This is a genomic window from Paenibacillus sp. HWE-109 (genome assembly GCF_022163125.1).
Taxonomy (GTDB): Bacteria; Bacillota; Bacilli; order Paenibacillales; family NBRC-103111; genus Paenibacillus_E.
The window spans coordinates 6,415,692-6,435,614 of sequence record NZ_CP091881.1 but is presented as its reverse complement, the minus strand read 5'-3'; the positions used below and the strand labels follow the sequence as shown (position 1 = coordinate 6,435,614).

Sequence of the window (19,923 nt, the reverse complement as noted above, 5' to 3'; positions counted from 1 at the left end):
ATCATAACATATAGAGAGAGCCAAACCGCCCGTCACCCTCGATTAACTATGTGATTATTTTCACATATCCACTTTCATGGGTTTGGTCCTCAGATTATCACGATTCAGTAGAGCATAAGTGATTCAATCGGAGGAGAGGATTTAGATGAAACCAGCGAAAGTAGTGATTCTGGGTGCAGGGTATGGCGGTGTTGTTACAGCGATCAGGCTGCAGAAGCTGATCAGATCGGGAGAAATGACGGTTACTTTGGTAAACAAGCATGATTATCATTATATGACGACGCATCTGCATATGCCCGCAGCGGGTACCGATCATCATGAGAATGCCCGCGTCGCGATCAGGGATCTTATCGATGAACGCAAAATTCATTTCGTGAAATCCACCGTTCAGCAAATCCTGCCAGCGGACAAAAAGGTTGTTTTAACGGATGATACGCTGAGCTATGACTACCTTGTCGTAGGTTTGGGCAGTGAGACGGAGACGTTCGGCATTCCGGGGTTGCGGGAGCATGCGATGTCGATTCATAGCATTAATAGTGTGCGGTTCATCCGCCAGCATACCCAATATATGTTTGCCAAGTATAAAATGAATCCCCAGCACAAAGAGTATCTGACATTCGTCATTGGGGGTGCGGGCTTTACGGGAACGGAGTTCGTCGGGGAATTGGCCGATCGCATCCCGGTTCTATGCAGGACTTATGATGTAGATCCGGCTCTCGTGCAAATCATTAATGTGGAAGCCTCGCCAACAGCCCTACCGCCAGGATTGCCGAATGATTTGGTGGAATACGGCATGGAAGTGATGCGCCGCAAAGGCGTTCAGTATAAGTTGTCGACTGCCATTCAAGCCTGCGAAGCGGACGGCGTCCGGCTCGGAGATGGACAGTTCATTCGAGCAGGCACGATCATTTGGTCGGGGGGTGTTCGCGGGAACGCCTTGCTGCAGCAAGCTGGATTCGATGTGCAGCGGGGGCGGGTGAAAGTGGATGATTACCTGCGCTCGTGGCAATACCCTGATGTGTTTATTACAGGAGATTGCTCCATTGTTATGAGTCCGGAAGGGACACCATACCCCGCGAACGCCCAAATCGCCGTCCAGCAAGGCTATAACACAGCCCGAAATTTACTTTATACCTTGCGTGGGAAACCGCTGAGACCTTTTGCCTATGACTACAAAGGGACTGTGGCTTCATTGGGACGCGGAGAAGCTGTTGGCACTTTGAAAGTGAAAAAAGTAAAGGGGAAATTCGCTGCTTTGATCAAAAAAATGATCGATGCGCGCTATTTATTCCTCATAGGCGGTATTCCACTTATATGGAAAAAGATGATTTTTAAACAAAAAATGTCAACTCGCAATTCTCATGTCAGAAGTTAGAAGAAAAAAAGCTGCCATCAAGGCAGCTTTTTTCTGTGAAATGACCTAGAACTACGATATCGGAAGATAAAAAGAGATAGAGAGAGATCCAAAACGTTGTAAGCGAATTATTGGAGGAATGAGAGGTTGGAATAATACTTTTTAAGACTTTTCCATCCTTTACTATGAACTGAGAAGAGAGTAGTATTCAGAACGTAGTTATAACTGAATATTTCGCTTAATTTTCTGAATAGAAAAGCGGGGGAACCATAGGTTTCAACGGGGTGAATAAGGTGCATGATATTGTACCTTTAGGGCAGATTTCTCGCGGCCCGAACCCGTCAGCTAACCTCGTAAGCGATCGTGAGAAAGGAGAACATGTGGCTAAGCACAAGGTCTATCCTTGTGTTTTTTTGCGTCCTAAAAAGGGAAAAGAACTCAATACTAGACTAATTTGGAGGAATTTCACAGCATGACAAGCGATTCATTGAAAAAAATTGTATTCGGCAAGCCGCTCAAATCGGCAGAACTCGAATCTGAAAAAATGCAGGTTTGGAAAGCATTACCCATTCTCTCTTCAGATGCGCTATCTTCGGTGGCTTATGGTACAGAGCAAATTCTATTAGAGCTTGCAACAGTGGGCATTGCTGCTTTTGCATTCTCATTGCCGATTGCGATTTCCATTATCGCTTTGATTACGCTGCTTGTGCTCAGCTATCGTCAAGTGATTGAGGCTTATCCTATGGGCGGTGGCGCCTACATGGTAGCCAAAGAAAATTTAGGCATGGTTTGGGGGAGACTCACAGGAGTTTCGCTGCTTATCGATTATACATTAACCGTTGCGGTATCGATCTCGGCCGGTGTGACGGCCATCACGTCGGCATTTCCAATCACGGTGCCATATATTGTTCCCATTGCTTTGATCTTGGTTTGGCTGATGGTTTGGCTTAATTTGCGAGGCACATCCGAGTCTGGAACTGTGTTCGCGATTCCGACGTACTTTTTTATTCTTTGTATTTTACTGCTGATTGGCAAAGGGATTTTCGACATGCTGAGCGGTTCGATGAACATGCATCCGATTCAGTTCGCGCCAAGCTCCATGACAAGTTCATTGACGCTATTCGTCATCCTGAAAGCATTCTCTTCCGGCTGTTCAGCCGTAACTGGCATCGAGGCTATCTCCGACGCTGTCCCGCATTTCCGCACACCATCCGTGAAAAATGCCAAGCGCACATTAGCTTCGCTAGGCACGCTGTTGGCTATCGTATTCGGCGGTGTGACGCTGCTCAGCTTGGGATACGGCATCGCGCCTGATCCGCATGGTCACACATCCGTCTTATCGATGGTTACGGAGCAAGCTTTTGGCCGTGGAACGCTATACTATGCCACGCAGATCGGCACCATGCTGATCTTGGTGTTGGCTGCCAATACCAGCTTCAACGGATTCCCTATTTTGGCTTCCATCATGGCTCAAGATAAAAACTTCCCGCGTATGTTCTCATACCGAGGAGACCGGTTGTCTTTTCACTACGGGATTGTCACGCTAGGTGTCCTGGCCAGTATTCTTTTGATCATTTTCAAAGGTAAAACAGATGCACTTATTCCTTTATACGCAATTGGCGTTTTCTTATCCTTTACACTGGCGCAAAGCGGTCTGGTCCGCAAATGGTTGAAAGAACGCGTGAAAGGCTGGATCGGCAAGTCGCTTATTAATGGTTTAGGAGGCATTGTCTCCTTTGCCGTGTTGCTGATCTTTTGTTTCACCAAATTCAGCGAGGGTGCTTGGATCGTCATTATCGTGACGCCAATCCTGCTCTGGCTCATTACGAAGGTGAGTCATCACTATGATGACGTTGCCAAACAACTGCGCATTGATATCGAGCATGAGCGTGTGTGCACGAAGGAGCCTGTTATTATTGTCCCCGTAGCGGGGATTCACCGCGTTGTTGCGCAATCCTTGAACTATGCCAAATCGTTATCGCCCAACGTCATTGCTTTCTACGTATCATTCTCCGATGAGGATGAAGAAGCGATGCAGGAGAAGTGGGACAAATGGGACCCTGGCGTAAGGCTTGTTGTGTTCAAATCACGTTACCGGACGATTCTGAAGCCGCTGGCTGAATTTATCGAACGGATCGATACGCATGTTTCGGAAAAACAATCGATTATGGTCATTCTGCCGCAATTTATGCCGAAAAAATGGTGGCACCGACTGCTCCACAATCAGTCCGCGGCGCGTATTCGTTCCAAACTTCAAGCGGACAAAGATATCGTTGTCGCCACTGTCCCCTATCATTTGCACGAGTAGAGTTGTACAATAAAGGGGAAAACTGTGTGAGAAATAGAACAGAGGTGAACCCGTTATGGCTAAGAAGAAATGGTCGTCCACAACCGCTGATACCAGTGTGCAAGATAAACCGGCAACGCTCAAGGATTTGCTTCGCCCAGAAATTCTGGAGGGGCTGAAGGCTCAGGCTGACGCAATGAAAGCGGAGGAACAGGCGCGCAAGGATGCGCTCCGAGCTGAGGCAGAAGCTGCACGCAAAGCGGAGGAGAAACGGCTGGAGAACGATTTTGGACATCTGCTCGAGAAGAGCGGACTTGACTGGAGAAAGCACAAATGAGAGAGCGCAGCTTGTGCTTTCTCTTTTTTCTATTCGCGATGATGGCGCTGTCAAGCTGTCAGTCAAGCCGTTCGCAGAGCGCTGCGGAGTCGGCTGAAGCAAGTTTGCCGCTTTCGGCGACGAGTTCAATGCCGAGCCCGGTGGTGTCTGGCAGGGAAGCAGCGGCCGCGCCCGACCGCGTCTCCGAGTCAGCGCCCACTTCAGCGCTGAGCTCGGAGACGCCTAGAGGGGAGCCAACAGTCGCGCCCGGCCTTGCACCGGGGCCAGCGCCCACTCCCGAGTCCCGCCCGCCCGCAACCGTAACACATACCTCCCTGTCTGCATCGGATATCTCTGACTTGGTTGACCGTTACAGCCAAATCGCTCCCCATAAGTGGGGGGAACGAGTCGCAGGCGTACGGACGCATATGGTCACGAAGGAACAAGTGATAGCGCTGACGTTTGACGCTTGCGGAGGGAAAGAGGGCAGTGGATACGACCGGAAGCTGATCGAATATTTGATCAAGGAGAAGATCCCCGCGACCTTGTTCATCAACGCGCGGTGGATCGCGGCGAATCCGGAGGTCTTTGCTGAGTTAGCGGCGAATCCGCTTTTTGAAATCGAGAATCACGGCACAGAGCATCGTCCCTTGTCTGTCAACGGCAGGTTGGCGTATGGCATTGCTGGAACCAAAAGCGTAAGCGAAGTCATCCATGAGGTAACGGACAATGCCGATCAGATTGAGAAGCTGACGGGGCGGCGGCCGCTGTTTTTCCGCTCAGGCACGGCCTATTATGATGACGTTGCTGCCAGCATTGTCCATGACTTGGGCGCCCAGTTGGCAGGCTATAATCTACTTGGCGATGCCGGGGCGACGTATAACACGGAGCAAGTCTACCGTGCGCTGCTCCAAGCCAAAAGCGGTTCTATCGTGCTTGCGCATATGAATCACCCAGAGAAAGATACGGCGGAAGGCGTCATCAAAGCCATCCCTGAATTGCAGAAAGCTGGGTTTCACTTCGTTCAGCTTGCTACCTATTTGTTGGAGTAGGAGTTCCGGCGGGAAATACAAAGGGTATAAATGGGGGTGATAGGCAAACTCAAGCCAACCGGAGCTCGTAATCCGAGCCCCGCCTGAACCCGTAATCCCAACCTCACTCAAACTTGCAATCCCCGCCCCGCTTGAACCCGTAATCCGAGCCCCGCCTGAACCCGCAATCCCAACCTCACTCGAACTTGCAATCCCCGCCCCCCTGCCATTGCTAACGAACTGTATTATGCTTATATACGAGAAAATAGCTACTTTTTAGATCTAACAAACTGTAGACGCGTTATGAGGTGGATTTTAGGCGGATTAGTGATCGTTTACTTCAAATAACGCATCTGGAATTCGTTGTCATTTTAAATCTATCGATTTTGATCGAATAAGGGGTGTTGGATTCGTAAGGGCGTCCCGCAAGCTCCATTGCCCCTTTGGGGGAAGCTTGCCTATTCATCCCAGAACAAAATTGTAAAGAACCTAGCCGCACAGGCTAGGCTTATTTCAATTATATGTTTTGGAGTGAATGCGGAGGAGTTACTTCAGCTGTCTTGCGTGGAGGGAGGGAACTACAGGGCGCTATTCTAGCAAAAAGTGGCATTATCGCGATCGAGAGGGAACTATAGTACGCTATTTTGCTGTTTCATAGGAAATTCAGCGCTTTTCGTTGGAAATAAGACCCTGTAGTTCCGCAACTGCCCTCGTATCCCTGCTATTTGCTTAAATAGCGTACTAGAGTTCCCTTCCCCATAGGTTTTGCCGCTAATAAGAGGTTGATCTCTCAGGGCGGCGCAGCCGTTTTTCTTAGGTCTGTTCGGATACCAAGGAACCTACCTACCTACCTACCTACCTACCTACCTTCGTTTCATCTCAAAAAATTCACATGCGTCCCGATCGTAGTACGTCAAATCACTGACCCTTGTCTGAACGACAATCGTTTTGTCGCTGAAACGCAAGACAACCGCGTTCGAATCCACGATATGATCATCTTTAAAAACACGAACAGGCGCCTGCCGATCCACAGCTTCTTGGAAATCGGCATCGGTTACTAAGCGTTGATTACTTGCCATTAGCACGCATACCCCTAACATAATTAAAATAATTCCTCTATTGTACCACAAGGTGCCTGTCAACTCCCGAAATGCGCGAACGCCTAGGCCTAGCCGAGCATACAATGTAGCACCAAATGCTGCTCAGGCAGAGAGGATGCGTGATTCGAGTGGACATACAATTATTGCCTATTCATTGGGTCTATCTCGTATTTATTGGCTTTATTCTTGCGATTTTGATCAAGCGCAGAGATACCACAATGATTTGTGTGGTCGGTATTTTTGCCCTTGGCTTGTTGGCGACGGAAACGTTAAGCGGGTCGGTATCGGGGATTTTTAACAGTTTTATTTATGCGACCAAAGAACTGATGGGCACAATTATGATTATTTCCATTGTTGTGGCAATGAGCCGGGTGCTTATACGCACAGGAATTAATGAGACCATGGTTGCGCCATTAACCCGGTTTCTGCGGACACCTGCCATGGCTTTCTGGGGCATCGGTATCATCATGATGGTGACGTCTTGGTTTTTCTGGCCATCTCCTGGGGTCGCGTTGATTGGAGCGGTTCTGCTTCCTGTAGCCGTTCGCGTTGGGTTGCCTGCATTGGGAGCCGCGATGGCTATGAATCTGTTTGGGCACGGTATCGCGCTGTCGGGGGATTACATTATTCAAGGCGCGCCCAAATTGACTGCGGACGCCGCTGGATTGCCAGTGAGCTCCGTCATGGAGGCAAGCATTCCCCTGGTTATCGTGATGGGGCTTGTCACAACGATTACGGCATTCTGGATGATGCGGCGGGATATGAAGAAAGGCACCTGGCGGGATGGCCTTATTGGGAGCAACGCTGGGGATAGCAGTGCCTTGGTTGGAGCGGATGAACAGGTCAAAGTCAATCTGGCGCCCAAGTTGAAAAAACTGCTGGCGATCCTGATTCCGCTCCTGTTCGCCCTGGATGTCGTAGCAATGTTCGTGCTACATCTGCAAGGCGGGGATGCAACAGCGCTTGTTGGCGGCACCGCAGTATTTATTTTGATTGCGGTTACACTGCTTGCGCATCGCAATCAAGGGCTGGAGCAAACCACCTCCTACCTCATAGAGGGATTCGTCTTCGGTTTCAAAGTATTCGGCCCCGTCATTCCAATCGCGGCCTTCTTCTACCTCGGCGACTCCGCGTTCACCGAGTTGTACGGGAAAATCCTCCCCGATGGCTCGCACGGGATCGTGAACGATCTCGGTGTCGCACTCGCGGGGCATGTCCCGCTGAACGGCGCGGTCGGTGCCGTGACGCTGACCGTCGTCGGCGCGATTACCGGCCTCGACGGCTCCGGCTTCTCCGGCATCTCCCTCGCGGGCTCGATTGCGCAGCTCTTCGCAACCGCGATCGGTTCCGGCGCCGCCGTGTTGACCGCGCTAGGGCAAGTAGCCGCCATATGGGTCGGCGGCGGCACGCTGATCCCGTGGGCGCTGATTCCGGCCGCGGCGATTTGCGGCGTCAGTCCGTTCGAGCTCGCTAGACGGAATTTGAAGCCTGTGCTCATCGGCTTGGCTGTGACCACCGTTGTGGCGATGTTCTTGGTTTAATGCGAATTAACGCTGAGCATCAAATTTGCGAACATTTGGCCGACAATGCTGAGTGTGCCCAAGTTTGATGCTTTTTTATATGTAAAGGTACTAGTCAAAGTTAGTACTTATTAGAAAGACGTAATAACGATAGCATGGATTATACAGGAACAAAATTAAATTTCCTAAACTACTCATAGGCGGTTAAACATGATACTTCTTTTGCTAATTGCGCCAACTGTTTTGATTTATGCAGGTTTGTATGTATTTCAGAATGTACCGATTACTTTTCTGTTGTTCTATGGATGGCTCTTCCTGATGCCCGTCTTGTTTAAGACAAATGTCTTGAGAAACTTAACGGATAAGACCCGAATACGTCATATCCTTGTAGGGATTGGTCTGGGGACTTTTTGTTTAGTGGGTATTATCGTTTCAGGCGCGTTGCTTCATAATGAGCTATTTGACTCCTCACAACTTGGATTACTGTTGAAAAAATGGGAATTTACAGGTGAATATACAATAGGTCTTGTTTTCATATTGACCTTGGTTAATCCTCTATTGGAGGAGATTTACTGGCGTGGTTTTATTCTTGAAAAGCTGCATTCAATGAAATATAAGGTATTAATCTCATCTTTTTTTTACAGCCTGTACCACTTTCTGGTGTTGCTGCCTATGTTTAAAGGTCCTTACCCGCTCATCTTCTTTCTGCTTGTCTTTTTCGCAGGAATCGTATGGGGGTGGATGGTTATCAAGTTCCGTACACTATGGGGTTCAATCATCTGTCATGCGCTGGCGGACACGGGGATTATAGTTATCTATTTTAGCTACCTCCCCACCTTCATCAGCAACTTTTGAACCAATCGTGCGTCTAACTTCTGGGTGATTATGGATGAAGAAGAAGAGTATCCCTTATGTTGTCGTATTTTTTTTACTAATCAATATCTTGCTTCCTTATGTCATTTCTGCAGAAGCCGTGTATCGCAACAGGCTGAGCTACCCGCTTATCGTTAATAATGTTCAAAATATTGACCCGGTCATCCGTTATATGAAGCGCAAAATTGACCATGACCCTGCTCAAGACTACGTAATCCTACTGGGGGATTCCGTCTTTTATGGAAGTCCAGGCAGTTCAGATCAGAGCATCAGCGCATTTCTGGGACAAATGCCGGAGCATCCGACTGTATTCAATCTTTCTTTTCCAGGCTCGCAACTGGGCGATATTTATACGATGCTGCTCATGCTCGATGAGCAGGGGATATCTACGGACCATGTCATTTTAAATGTGAGATATGCCAGTTATGTGCCTAGAGTACCTTATCAACCTGTTCTTTCATGGTGGCAGGAGAATTTGCGAGTGCTAGATCCTGCTTCGTATCGCAAATTCAAATCACAATTAGGACAAACAAGCGAGTATCCCCTATATAAAAATCCCTACATATGGCTGCAGGATTTGCTGAAAAAGCAGGTGTATCCCTACATTCCGTTATTAGCGTACAAGGATTATTACCAAAAATCTGTAGATATTCAATGGGATAAGCTGCACAATCGGCCATTGCCCGATGATTCACTAGCTCAGCCAGAGCCTTGGTATACGAAGGACCGGGATTCTTTGGATGCGATGCTCAAGCAAGATCAGTTGAAGGCGGCTTTTACCAATCAGCCATTGGATTTAGCAGAGTCTAATCCTGATGTTTATTTCACACGGCAAATCATACGTCATCAACAAGGGAAAGAAACTTGGATCGTAATGGCGGGGACGAATCATGATTTAATGAAGGATTTCGTCAATGATCCTGGCTATGTAGAGAATCGCGGGAGATTGGACGATTTTTTGTCGCAATTACCTGTTCATTATTTAAATCTCGAAGGACAGATTTCAGAAAGTTGGTTTACCGATTTCACTCATCTCATGCCGGAGGGGTATAAGATGATGGCGCAGCTGATATGGGATGCTTATAGACAGAGAGGGGCAGCCAAACCGCTATGATGTTTAATACGCCGGAATTCGCTTTGTTTTTAGTGATCACGATGGGATTATTTTATTTCATTCCTAAGCATCGGCTCTGGTTGCTGACAGCGGCTAATGTTATTTTTTACGGCGTAGTGGGGCCTGGTTACTTGCTTTTGTTCGGAATTGTCTCGTTAGCGGTATTTGGGTGTGGACGATGGATCGAACAAGCCAGCAGCGGGCGGCGCATCCTATTATTGATAGGGATTTTGTTGACGTCAGGCAATCTCGTCTTTTTTAAGTACACTGATTTTGCCCTGCGCAGTTTGGAGAAGCTCCTGTCTGTCCATTTGGTCGCCCACGAAGCGTCATGGCTGCACTATGCGCTTCCGCTCGGTATTTCTTTCTATACCTTTGAATTGATTTCTTATTTAGTCGATATTTACAAGGGGCGGATTGCTGCCGAGCGTTCGCTGCTGCGGTTCTGGATGTTCATTATGTTTTTCGCACATATGATCGCTGGGCCAATTATGCGAGGCAAGGAATTTTTGCCGCAGATTCAGCAGTTGGACACAATTCGTTTTAACCCGGCGCAGATACGTCTGGGAGTTTTCTTTATTGTACTGGGCTTGCTGAAGAAAATGGGCATAGCAGATCAGTTGGCGCCCTATAGCGACAGCTTTTTCTCACAAGCGAGCACCATCAGCGGGGCTGAGGGATGGACGGGTTCGGTCTTGTATGCCTTTCAGATTTACTGCGATTTCTCAGGCTACAGCGATATGGCTGTCGGGTTGGGATGCCTGTTCGGACTGGAGCTGGCCAGAAATTTTGATACGCCTTATTTAAGCGCCAATGCAACGGAGTTCTGGCGGCGGTGGCATATCACCTTGTCTTCCTGGATCCGTGACTACATCTACATTGCACTAGGGGGATCTCGGCGCGGTGAGATCAGACAATATGCCAATCTATTTGCGGCTATGACGATTTCCGGGTTTTGGCATGGGAGTAAATGGACTTTTGTTGCTTGGGGGATGTACCAAGGAGGGCTTTTGATCGGTCACAAATTATATGTGATGCTGCTTCAGCGGCTTAGAATCGTTTATATTCAAAAGTATCTGTGGTACCGTATTCTGGCAATCGGTGTCTTCTTTATGCTAACCTGCCTCGGCTGGGTCATTTTTCGAACAGAAGGGCTTCATACCGCAATGGATCTCATTAGTCGAATGCTGAATCCTAAGGCATTGCTCATGCCAAGATGGGTATGGCATTTCTGGGGGATCGCGGCAGGACTTTTTGCGCTTCATATTTTGGAGGCTTACTTATTAAGGCATCTTGATCGCGTGTCGACGGCGTGGCATCGTTGGATTCCTTCACCTGTCAGGGCAGCGATTTACTGCCTGGTCGTGCTAATATTATTGTACGTGCTGAAGCCAGAGCAAAGTTCTTTTATTTATTTTCAGTTCTAGCCACGGATTCGGAGTTGCCTATTATCTGTCTAAAGAAGTAAGCTAATAGAACAGATTATTATAGGAAGTTGGAGATGAAGCAGATGGAAGCTAAATTTTGTATGACTTGCGGATCCGCCATGGAGTCGCGCGATGTGGATGGTACGGTGCGAAGAGCATGCACGGCGTGCAGCTTCGTACATTGGGGCAATTACAGCATTGGGGTAGGCGCCCTTGTTATGAAAGATGAGAAAATTCTGCTTGTTCGCAGAGCGCAGGAGCCAGGGAAGGGCCGATGGACGAACCCGGGCGGCTATATTGAGCAGTTTGAGCTGATTCAGGATACCATTGTGCGAGAAGTGCTTGAAGAATCAGGCGTTCAGGCGAAGGTTTCTCGCTTGGTCGCTGTGCGTGATTTGCCAAGAAGCATCCACAATGTATATATCGCTTTCGAAATGGCCTATGTTGGCGGTGAACCCATCCCGGATGGCGTGGAAGTGGATGCAGCCGGCTTCTTCAGTTTGCAGGAAATGGCGTCTATGCCTGTAGCTGATTTCACGCGTTGGCTGATCGATGTTGCGCTGCATTCGAAGGATGAAGGCCTGACCCAAGATGAGGAACCAATTATCCATATGGAGGGGTACGGCTTGTACCGTGTTCCCAAGGTGTCTGTGTAATGAGAGAGCCGATTGGTTTGCGAGGCCATCACTTGCTTTGTCTGTTAGGCTACAGAGGAATGGGGTACTCCAAACAATTTTGCGAAAATATGACGGACGTATATGAAACACTGCGTCAGCAGCCAGAGACGATTATCCGCGTCGTACTTGGTCCAGATGATCTCTGTGCAGCCTATCCAACAGATGAAGTCTCGCATTGTGAGAATCAGACGGTCTATTCCCGTGATGCCGAGATTATCGAGAAGCTTGGCTTGCAGGTTGGGATGGAGCTGAGTTGGTCAGACATTTGCGTGCGGGTAGCGGATTTCGTCAAGCCAGGAGACATAGGTCAGCTCTGTGCAACATGCCGCTGGGAGCCGTACGGCGTTTGTGCGGATGGTGTGCGCTTAATCGGCGAAGGTGGATTGCTGCCACCCGTTCCACAGCATAAATAAAGGGCTGCGCATTGGCGCAGCCCTTGTTTTTTTAGGCAAACACACTTACATCGGTACCCGAATCCAGTTTCTCTTCCGGCGAAGAGAGGACATTGGCAACCATGAGAAGATCGTCGACAGGACGAAGGATGGATCGGAGCAAACGGCTGTCGCGCTGTTCAGGCTGGAGCCACTTCTCAGCTTGCTCCTCATCGAGTATGGCTGGCATGTGGCGATGATAGGGGGACACAAGCGAGTTGGCTTCGGTCATCAGCATCATGCATGTGCGAAGTTCTTCTTGGCCGGAGGGAGCTTGCCAGACATCATATAGGCCGGCAATGCCGAACGTACCGCTGCGCATTTTGAACCTGGTCCACTGGGTTTCCTTGCCTTCCGTGACACTGATATAGAAGCCGCTGCATGGAATAATACAGCGCTGCTTTTTGACAATTCGCTCGAAGACGATGTTGGAGAAGATCGAATCGCGTTCTCCGCAGACCGCGTCTTTGGCCCAGAACGGCATTAATCCCCAACGAAACTCATCAAGCAGTCGTTCCCCTTTTTTGTTCATCATGACCGCGGAAACCGACTCCGTCGGCTTCACTTCATAACGATTGGAACTGTAGGAAAGCAGTCGATCAATACGGAATTGCTTCATGATATCGTTAACGTCAGCAAGCATGGATATGGAATGACACATCGCTAATCACCTCATTTGATTTTGGCTATTATTGGCTGAATCCACCAAATTCATGTATGAGATCATGCTCTTTTTTTGTCATCCCAACCGCGTTCAAACAAGCAGCAGCTTCCTCATCGTTTCCTTCATATTGTTTTCATGGAAAGGCTTTGAGACGAACTCCTTGGCTCCTGCATGGATGCCTTCAATAATCATCGATCGCTGCTCCAAAGCGGAGCACATCATGATGTTGGCTTCGGGGTCGAATTCTTTTATTTTACGGATGATGTCAACACCGTTCATATCAGGCATATTTAGATCCATTGTTGTCAGGATCGGATAGTTGTTTTGGTAAGATCGAATAGCTTCAGCACCACTGGACGCTTCCAACACATCATAGCCCATAGACTGAATCAATTGACATAAAATGTTTCGAAGACTTTTGACGGGATCAACGACTAGAATTTTTGGCTTCATGTGTCTACCTCCTGTTGTATATTATATGTTTCGGAGAAAGTTGAGCATTTGATGAGGGGTTTTTATCTGGAAAGTAATGACACAGGCCCAAAATAAAAAAAGCCAGAAGCTTTAGGCTCCTGACTTATTAACGTTGTTCATAGGACATATGGGCATGAATTCGATTTTTGCCATTGCGTTTGGCGACGTATAAACATTCATCCACCTGTTGAAACCAGGCTTTTTTCATCGTATTCCGATTGTAAGGCGCAAGCCCGATACTCATCGTCAATGCTTGCCCCGGCATCTCTGGAATTTCTGTCTCCCGAATGAATTGCATCAGTTGTTCACACAAGCCCATGACTTCTTCATGGCTCTTGCCCACGAAAAGAACAGCGAATTCCTCTCCGCCATAGCGAAACGACATATCATCTGGCCCGAGCACTTCTTTGAGGAGAGTACCGATGGTTTTGAGCACGACATCACCGACCCAGTGACCATAGGTATCATTAATTTTTTTGAAATTATCGATATCCATCAGGGCTAGTTCCAATGGTGTGTCATAAGGCATATGCGAAATAAGGTGATCAGTGTGCTCTTGAAAGGAACGATGATTAAACAGCTCCGTGAGGGCATCTACCTTGGACAACCGATCAATCATGACATTGCGGATAAGGAGATCCTGCTCGCGAACAACCGATTCTCTGAGCTGAGTAATAAGCGCCAAGCCTTTGTTCATAATGGCAAAACAGACGAGAGCGGTGGAAGTAAGCACTGTAACAGAGACAATCACTTTATAGGGTGTAATCGAGTATCCTTGATTAACCTGGCTAATAAATAAGCTGATTAAACAAAACATGCCTAAACTATAAGCGAAGATAATATATTTTTTTTGGAAATAGACAGAGGCCAAAATAATAGGGATGCTAATTAACTCGTAACTACCCATCAGTTCCGGGATGCAAACCATATAAATACTGACCGTGGTCATGGTCCATATAATCATGATAAAATCACTATATCTTTTGAGATAATGCAACGTCAGATAACCGGCACCCATAAGTATAAGCTGAAAACTAGTGGGAAGAACTTGGTATTGCCAAAAGCTGGATTGCCACCCAGCAGGCTGATCATATAAATCAAAGAAAAAACCAATCATTGCCGCTACTTCATAGATGAGTAGAATCCACCATAATAAATGGATAAGTTTGCGGTTCCAAATATGATCATTCGCCGGAAGTTGTTCCATCGGAAGCAGGCCACTTTCCTTTCAGGGTAGCAATTATTGGAAAATCAATTTGTGCCTTATCTGATCATTGTAAAGAATAACACCCCATTTTAGCAAGCAATGAAAATAGCAAAGAGTTCTTTAGGAGGGCTATGGCAGCTCAAGGATATTCACATGCATGGGAACATTATAAGGACGAGCTTACATTGTTGGATCGAAAGCTGGAGCTTCTATATAAACGCCGTCAAAAACTAACCCCTGATCCGCAAACGGATTCGTTCCGGGGGATGTTCGTGTCCGAAGATGAATTCATCCGTCTGGTCGGTGGATATGGGGCTAATGAGGCGTTGGATGAGGAAGAACGAGCGCTGATGGCTGCGATTGAAGAGAGTGAAGCTTACCTGGCTGCAAGGCTGGGAGAAAGCCGCCAAACAGGCATATTCCTGCCTTTATCTTATCTGTCATCCGTATTCGGGCTCTCTCCCGTGGAAGAAAAGTTCGTCATGCTTGGTCTAGCGGTAGAACTGGATCGCAAGTATGAGCGGATCTTTGGTTTTCTATTGGATGATTTGACTCGCAAAACACCTAATATCAGCTTGGCATTGCAGATTGCATGCAGTCAACCGGAGGAAATGAGGGCAGCGCGTACGACGTTCATGGCACCGGAAGGTCGCTTGGCTCGCTACCTGCTTCAACGGGAAGAATCTGACAACGGGAGTCAGTCTTTATTATCCAAACCGCTTGTATTAGATAAAAGGATTATCTCTTTCCTGTTGGATTCAGGTGAGGTTGATCCTAAGCTCAAGCCTGCGGTGCAAATGGTCTACCCTGATGAGGAGCTCACGCCTTTGCTCGTTCACGAGGACTTCCAGCAGCGGCTACGGGGCTTCATCCGCGATATGTCTCAGGCACCTGCGGCTGAGCGCAAGCGCCTGGCGTTCCACATCTGGGGGAACGCGGGCGCCGGCAAGAAGCTGCAGGTCAAGCACCTCAGCAGCTTCTTCAAGAAGCCGCTGCTGCTGGTTGATCTGGCGGACGTGCTGCTGCACGCGGCAAGTCTGGAAGAGCAGCTGAGCGTGATTATTCGCGAGGCGATTCTGCATCAGGCCATGCTGTGTTTCACACGGCTGGATGTGCTCTACCCAGAGGAGCCGGATCAGGCTGCACAGCAGCGGCTCGGGCGGTTTCACGAGCAGCTCGACGGCTACGGCGGCATGGTCTTTCTGCTCGCCGGGCGGCACAACCGGCTGAGCTGGAAGCCCAAGGAGCGGCTGCTCCTTGAGCATGAACTGCAAGTGCCGGACGAAGGCGGGCGTGAGCGCCTGTGGACGGCCTTCGCGCGCGAGCTCGGTGTGAGCGCGGCGAATCTTGACTTTGGGGTGATGAGCGGCAAATTCCGCTTCACCCCTGGGCAGATCCGCCGCGCGCTGATGCTGGCGCGCGGGTATTCCGCCTGGCAGCGCGAGCCGCAGGCGGATGGCGAAGCCGCAGCTGCGCCGCAGGTGCTGCGGCTGGACGCGCTCTACAAAGCGTGCTACCAGCAGGTGCAGCACAAGCTGGAGCGCAAGGCGACGCGCATCGAGCCGCGCTACGGGTGGGAGGACGTCGTGCTCCCACCCGAGCAGAAGGATCAGCTGCGCAACGCCTGCAATCAAGTGAAATATCGCGGCGTTGTCTACAACGACTGGGGTTTCGAGAAGAAGCTAGCCTACGGCAAGGGGCTTAGCATGCTGTTCGCCGGCCCGCCGGGCACGGGCAAGACGATGTCTGCGCAGGTTGTCGCCGGCGACCTGCAGCTAGAGCTGTACAAAGTCGATCTCTCGCAGGTGATCAGTAAATACATAGGCGAAACGGAGAAGAATCTGCATGAGATCTTCGAAGAAGCGCAGCTGAGCAATGCGGTGCTGTTCTTTGATGAGACGGATGCGCTGTTTGGCAAACGCTCGGAAGTGAAAGATTCGCATGATAAATACGCGAACATCGAAACCGCCTATCTGCTTCAGAAGATGGAGGAGTATCAAGGAATTACCGTGCTGGCTACGAATCTCTTAAATAATATTGATGAAGCCTTCTTGCGGCGCATTAACTACGTTATTAAATTTCCCTTTCCGGATAGTGAATACCGTGAAAAAATCTGGCAATCCATGTTTCCGCCTGCGGCACCGCTTAATGATGACGTTGATTTTAAGTATTTGGCGCAGCGCTACGAGATTGCCGGAGGCAACATCAAGAATGTCGTGGTTTCATCCGCATTCTTAGCTGCCGAAGCGGGTGACTCCATCCGGATGAAACATATTATCAAGTCCATCCGGCACGAACTACAGAAATCAGGCAAAATCCTCGCTCGGCAGGAGTGGGAGGACTATTAAAACAGTAGCGGGTTTGCGCCCTGGCGCAGCCCGCTTTTTGTTCGCTGCGTTGTGTCATGTGCCTGAACAGCAAGAACTAGCTGCTGTTCTCACCCGCACCACTATTCACCATGCGAACAACGCGCGATTCCACCTGACTGCTTTTCCAACTCCTAATCTCGCTCGCCCCACCATGCACCTCATAACCACTCACTCTGCGGCACCATGCACCAAAAACTAGCTAGTGTTTCTACTTCATTGGATTAATCCAATGAAAGTGGCTCGAAAGAGGTTGAAATCAACCTTTGATTGGATTAACTCCAATGGTTGGGCTTGGATTCGCCCAGAAAGGGCTGACTTTGAGATTTACATTGGAAATATCCAATGAAAGTGGGTTTTCAACCCGGAAATTGAGCATTTCGTTGGATTTATCCAATGTAAGTGGGTTTTCAACCCGGAAATTGAGCATTTCGTTGGATTTATCCAATGAAAGTGGGTTTTCAATCCGGAAATTGAGCATTTCGTTGGATTTATCCAATGAAAGTGGGTTTTCAACCCGGAAATTGAGCATTTCATTGGATTTATCCAATGAAATCACAAAAAGCAATCGCAATCTGCAAGCGTCTCCAGCTATCTGATAATGCGCCATCCCACCTGACTGCATTCCAAGCTGCTGTTCTCACCCGCGCCACTATTCACCATGCGAACAACGCGCGATTCCACCTGACTGCTTTTCCAACTCCTAATCTCGCTCGCCCACCACGCACCTCATAACCACTCACTCTGCGGCACCATGCACCAAAAACTAGCCAGTGTTTCTACTTCATTGGATTAATCCAATGAAAGTCGCTCGAAAGAGGTTGAAATCAACCTTTGATTGGATTAATCCAGTGGTTGGGCTTGGATTCGCCCAGAAAGGGCTGACTTTGAGATTTTCATTGGATTTATCCAATGTAAGTGGGTTTTCAACCCGGAAATTGAGCATTTCGTTGGATTTATCCAATGTGAGTGGGTTTTCAACCCGGAAATTGAGCATTTCATTGGATTTATCCAATGAAATCACAAAAAGCAATCGCAATCTGCAAGCGTCTACAGCTATCTGATAACGCGCCATCCCACCTGACTGCATTCCAAGCTGCTGTTCTCACCCGCGTCATTACTCACCATGCCGACAACGCGCCATTTCGCTTGACTGCTTTTCCAACTCCTAATCTCGCTCGCCCACCACGCACCTCATAACCACTCACTCTGCGGCACCATGCACCAAAAACTAGCCAATGTTTCTACGTCATTGGATTAATCCAATGGTTAGGCTTGAAGTTTCCACAATCCACATCAAGAGGAGGGGGGATTCTGTTGAGGGATGAGCATTTCATCGGAGCCTATCTTAAAATCATAATTTGTTAGGAGCGGGAGTTGCGATAGACGATCAAGAGGTCCGTTAGGAGAAGCCGCAAAAAACGGTGAAACAAATCTAACATTTCATGTGAATAAAATTAATTTATATTTCAGTACCTTACTAAGCATAAACCTAGCATTTTGCTAGGTTTATACTGTATTTTTACCAAACTCCTAAATAATCGCTATAGTCATCCTAGCAATTTGCAATTATAATAGAAAAAGGTACACAATATGACATTATTCCTCATCGTTTTAACACATTACATAGGTATTTTGAGGTAGGAAGTGAACCCCATAGGCGATTATTCGGTAATTGCTGATGTAAGCGCATCTCTGATCAAGTTGCTCAGAGAAAACATGACCCCAGATCCCATACCCCAACCAGAGATGATTGGGCTTGCTTCGCCTGTCGATAAAGGTGATTTCTACTTATCTCTTTATTTGTACAACATTCGCGAAAGTGGCGAGAATCGCCGCACCCACATGATTTCCCGAGGGACGAATGAGATCCAGTTTCCTCCTATGGTGGTAGATCTCAGCTATTTGCTGACGGTTCAGTCACCAGCCGAGCTGCAGTCCAGAGCATTGGATGAACACCGGATTCTAGGTCGAGCGATGCAAGTTCTCTATGATCATTCCGTACTAAGAGGATCAATGACGCTAGGAACTCTAGCAGAGCAAGATGAAGAGGTTCGCATTGTCATGGACCCTTTCAAAGGAGAAAGCATCCTGAATTTATGGAATTTCGCAGAAACCCCCTACAGATTATCAGTCAGTTATACCGTTGGGCCTGTAAATATTGATTCCACTCGTATCAGAACAACCAAAAGGGTTTCGGAAACCGATTTTCGTATACAAGGTTAGGAGGTTTAGGTTGTGGAACATATTCGCGTATCGCAATTGAAAACCCGAGTCTCCCTTGTTGTTTGCGTGATCGACGCAAGTACCTCGAAAACTCCTCTTGGCAACACAACCACCGTTTATTTGGAAGGCACCCGTTCGAAAGCAATAAGTAAATCGAATGGTTCCTATATATTCAATGACTTGCCACCCGGTGATTACCGATTAACGGTAAGCAGCGAGTACTATTTCCCAGAACAGTCTCTGATCACCGTAGGAACCGACAATTTTATTGAGATTGTTCAGCTAAAACCACTGCCATCATATCCTTTTTCGCAAGGAGCAGGGTTGATCCGAGCGATGTTGAAGGATGCCGCAGGAGCTCCTATTATGGACGCCAAGCTGCAAGCAAGGATTGTAACCGAGGAATGCGCGCGTGCCCGGATTATGATGGATCAAGCGGATAAAGGCGCACTGGAAGTTACGCTGGGTTCGTTCACCGGAACGATTGCAGCAGGAGATGCCTACATCCTGCGGGGGCGAGGCGCCAAACCGGCTGAAGAACACATCCGCATCGTCGAGGTATTGGAGTATCAGAAACGATTCCGCCTAGAACGTAAGCTGACCAAAGCTTACACAAGGGGCTCGTTGCTGCTGCCTGTCCAAGAAACCCGATCAACAGAGCGGGGAGAAGCAGTAATCGCTTTTCGTGGTAATCGGATTCAAGCTTTTCAGACGGAGCTCATTATTACTTACGGCAAAGACCGTTCGGAGCTAACGAAAGAAGTTTTGGTATCCGAGGGGATGACAACCAATTTGGGGGTTATACGTCTGACCTGATCTTAATTAGTAGAATGGACACGTCCATCTTCTATACAAA

The 19,923-nt window shown here is 48.3% G+C and carries 18 protein-coding genes and 1 riboswitch; of the genes, 13 read left to right on the top strand and 5 right to left on the bottom strand.

Features of this window, described 5'->3' with window-relative positions:
* Positions 1-145 precede the first annotated feature (145 nt).
* The 4 genes from LOZ80_RS27450 (at position 146) to LOZ80_RS27435 (ending at position 5,009) form a co-directional block, all read left to right on the top strand.
* Positions 146-1,375, top strand: coding sequence for an NAD(P)/FAD-dependent oxidoreductase (locus LOZ80_RS27450; RefSeq protein ID WP_238167640.1), 1,230 nt, complete (start codon positions 146-148; stop codon positions 1,373-1,375).
* Between the two features lie 204 nt (positions 1,376-1,579).
* Positions 1,580-1,729, top strand: a riboswitch (cyclic di-AMP (ydaO/yuaA leader).
* 97 nt (positions 1,730-1,826) lie between these two features.
* Entirely contained in the window at positions 1,827-3,662 is a 1,836-nt protein-coding gene (locus tag LOZ80_RS27445) for an APC family permease (protein WP_238167639.1), read from the top strand.
* A 55-nt stretch (positions 3,663-3,717) separates the two neighbouring features.
* Positions 3,718-3,978: a YqkE family protein gene (locus LOZ80_RS27440; RefSeq protein WP_189010769.1), complete on the top strand. Its 261-nt coding sequence runs from the start codon at positions 3,718-3,720 to the stop codon at positions 3,976-3,978.
* The gene (locus tag LOZ80_RS27435; RefSeq protein WP_238167638.1) at positions 3,975-5,009 is read left to right on the top strand and encodes a polysaccharide deacetylase family protein; all 1,035 of its coding nucleotides are present in this window, start codon (positions 3,975-3,977) and stop codon (positions 5,007-5,009) included. The genes LOZ80_RS27440 and LOZ80_RS27435 overlap by 4 nt, the downstream gene beginning before the upstream one ends.
* Positions 5,010-5,851: 842 nt before the next feature.
* Here LOZ80_RS27435 and LOZ80_RS27430 read toward each other — a convergent pair.
* Entirely contained in the window at positions 5,852-6,067 is a 216-nt protein-coding gene (locus LOZ80_RS27430) for a hypothetical protein (RefSeq protein ID WP_189010768.1), read from the bottom strand.
* 116 nt (positions 6,068-6,183) lie between these two features.
* Here LOZ80_RS27430 and LOZ80_RS27425 point away from each other — a divergent pair, with 116 nt between their 5' ends.
* From LOZ80_RS27425 to LOZ80_RS27400, 6 genes are all read left to right on the top strand, one after another.
* On the top strand, positions 6,184-7,629 hold the full coding sequence (locus tag LOZ80_RS27425) for a hypothetical protein (RefSeq protein ID WP_443146981.1): 1,446 nt from the start codon (positions 6,184-6,186) through the stop codon (positions 7,627-7,629).
* A 189-nt stretch (positions 7,630-7,818) separates the two neighbouring features.
* Positions 7,819-8,463, top strand: a complete 645-nt coding sequence (locus LOZ80_RS27420) for a CPBP family intramembrane glutamic endopeptidase (RefSeq protein ID WP_238167636.1) — start codon at positions 7,819-7,821, stop codon at positions 8,461-8,463.
* Between the two features lie 34 nt (positions 8,464-8,497).
* Positions 8,498-9,595 (top strand): SGNH/GDSL hydrolase family protein, encoded by a 1,098-nt coding sequence (locus LOZ80_RS27415; protein WP_238167635.1) that lies wholly within the window; start codon positions 8,498-8,500, stop codon positions 9,593-9,595.
* Positions 9,592-11,022: an MBOAT family O-acyltransferase gene (locus LOZ80_RS27410; RefSeq protein ID WP_238167634.1), complete on the top strand. Its 1,431-nt coding sequence runs from the start codon at positions 9,592-9,594 to the stop codon at positions 11,020-11,022. Before LOZ80_RS27415 ends, LOZ80_RS27410 begins: the two co-directional genes overlap by 4 nt.
* A gap of 74 nt (positions 11,023-11,096) precedes the next feature.
* The gene (locus tag LOZ80_RS27405) at positions 11,097-11,678 is read left to right on the top strand and encodes an NUDIX domain-containing protein (protein ID WP_337950977.1); all 582 of its coding nucleotides are present in this window, start codon (positions 11,097-11,099) and stop codon (positions 11,676-11,678) included.
* Positions 11,678-12,112: a DUF1284 domain-containing protein gene (locus LOZ80_RS27400; protein WP_238167633.1), complete on the top strand. Its 435-nt coding sequence runs from the start codon at positions 11,678-11,680 to the stop codon at positions 12,110-12,112. Before LOZ80_RS27405 ends, LOZ80_RS27400 begins: the two co-directional genes overlap by 1 nt.
* Before the next feature lie 31 nt (positions 12,113-12,143).
* Here LOZ80_RS27400 and LOZ80_RS27395 read toward each other — a convergent pair whose 3' ends face one another.
* The 3 genes from LOZ80_RS27395 to LOZ80_RS27385 form a co-directional block, all read right to left on the bottom strand.
* Positions 12,144-12,791 carry an SOS response-associated peptidase gene (locus LOZ80_RS27395; protein ID WP_238167632.1) on the bottom strand — a complete coding sequence of 216 codons (648 nt, stop codon included), beginning with the start codon at positions 12,789-12,791 and terminating at the stop codon, positions 12,144-12,146.
* A gap of 93 nt (positions 12,792-12,884) precedes the next feature.
* Positions 12,885-13,247 (bottom strand): response regulator, encoded by a 363-nt coding sequence (locus LOZ80_RS27390; RefSeq protein WP_189010761.1) that lies wholly within the window; start codon positions 13,245-13,247, stop codon positions 12,885-12,887.
* Between the two features lie 127 nt (positions 13,248-13,374).
* On the bottom strand, positions 13,375-14,475 hold the full coding sequence (locus LOZ80_RS27385; RefSeq protein WP_238167631.1) for a GGDEF domain-containing protein: 1,101 nt from the start codon (positions 14,473-14,475) through the stop codon (positions 13,375-13,377).
* 131 nt (positions 14,476-14,606) lie between these two features.
* Between LOZ80_RS27385 and LOZ80_RS27380 the strand changes: the two genes are divergently transcribed.
* Complete coding sequence (locus LOZ80_RS27380) at positions 14,607-16,823, top strand: ATP-binding protein (protein WP_238167630.1); 2,217 nt, start codon at positions 14,607-14,609, stop codon at positions 16,821-16,823.
* A 277-nt stretch (positions 16,824-17,100) separates the two neighbouring features.
* Here the strand turns inward: LOZ80_RS27380 and LOZ80_RS27375 are convergent, their stop codons facing one another.
* Complete coding sequence (locus tag LOZ80_RS27375) at positions 17,101-17,451, bottom strand: hypothetical protein (protein WP_238167629.1); 351 nt, start codon at positions 17,449-17,451, stop codon at positions 17,101-17,103.
* A gap of 1,037 nt (positions 17,452-18,488) precedes the next feature.
* Here LOZ80_RS27375 and LOZ80_RS27370 point away from each other — a divergent pair.
* Both LOZ80_RS27370 and LOZ80_RS27365 read left to right on the top strand, forming a co-directional pair.
* On the top strand, positions 18,489-19,067 hold the full coding sequence (locus tag LOZ80_RS27370; protein ID WP_238167628.1) for a Pvc16 family protein: 579 nt from the start codon (positions 18,489-18,491) through the stop codon (positions 19,065-19,067).
* Positions 19,068-19,079: 12 nt separating this feature from the next.
* The gene (locus LOZ80_RS27365; protein ID WP_238167627.1) at positions 19,080-19,883 is read left to right on the top strand and encodes a beta-sandwich domain-containing protein; all 804 of its coding nucleotides are present in this window, start codon (positions 19,080-19,082) and stop codon (positions 19,881-19,883) included.
* The last annotated feature ends 40 nt before the right edge of the window (positions 19,884-19,923 follow it).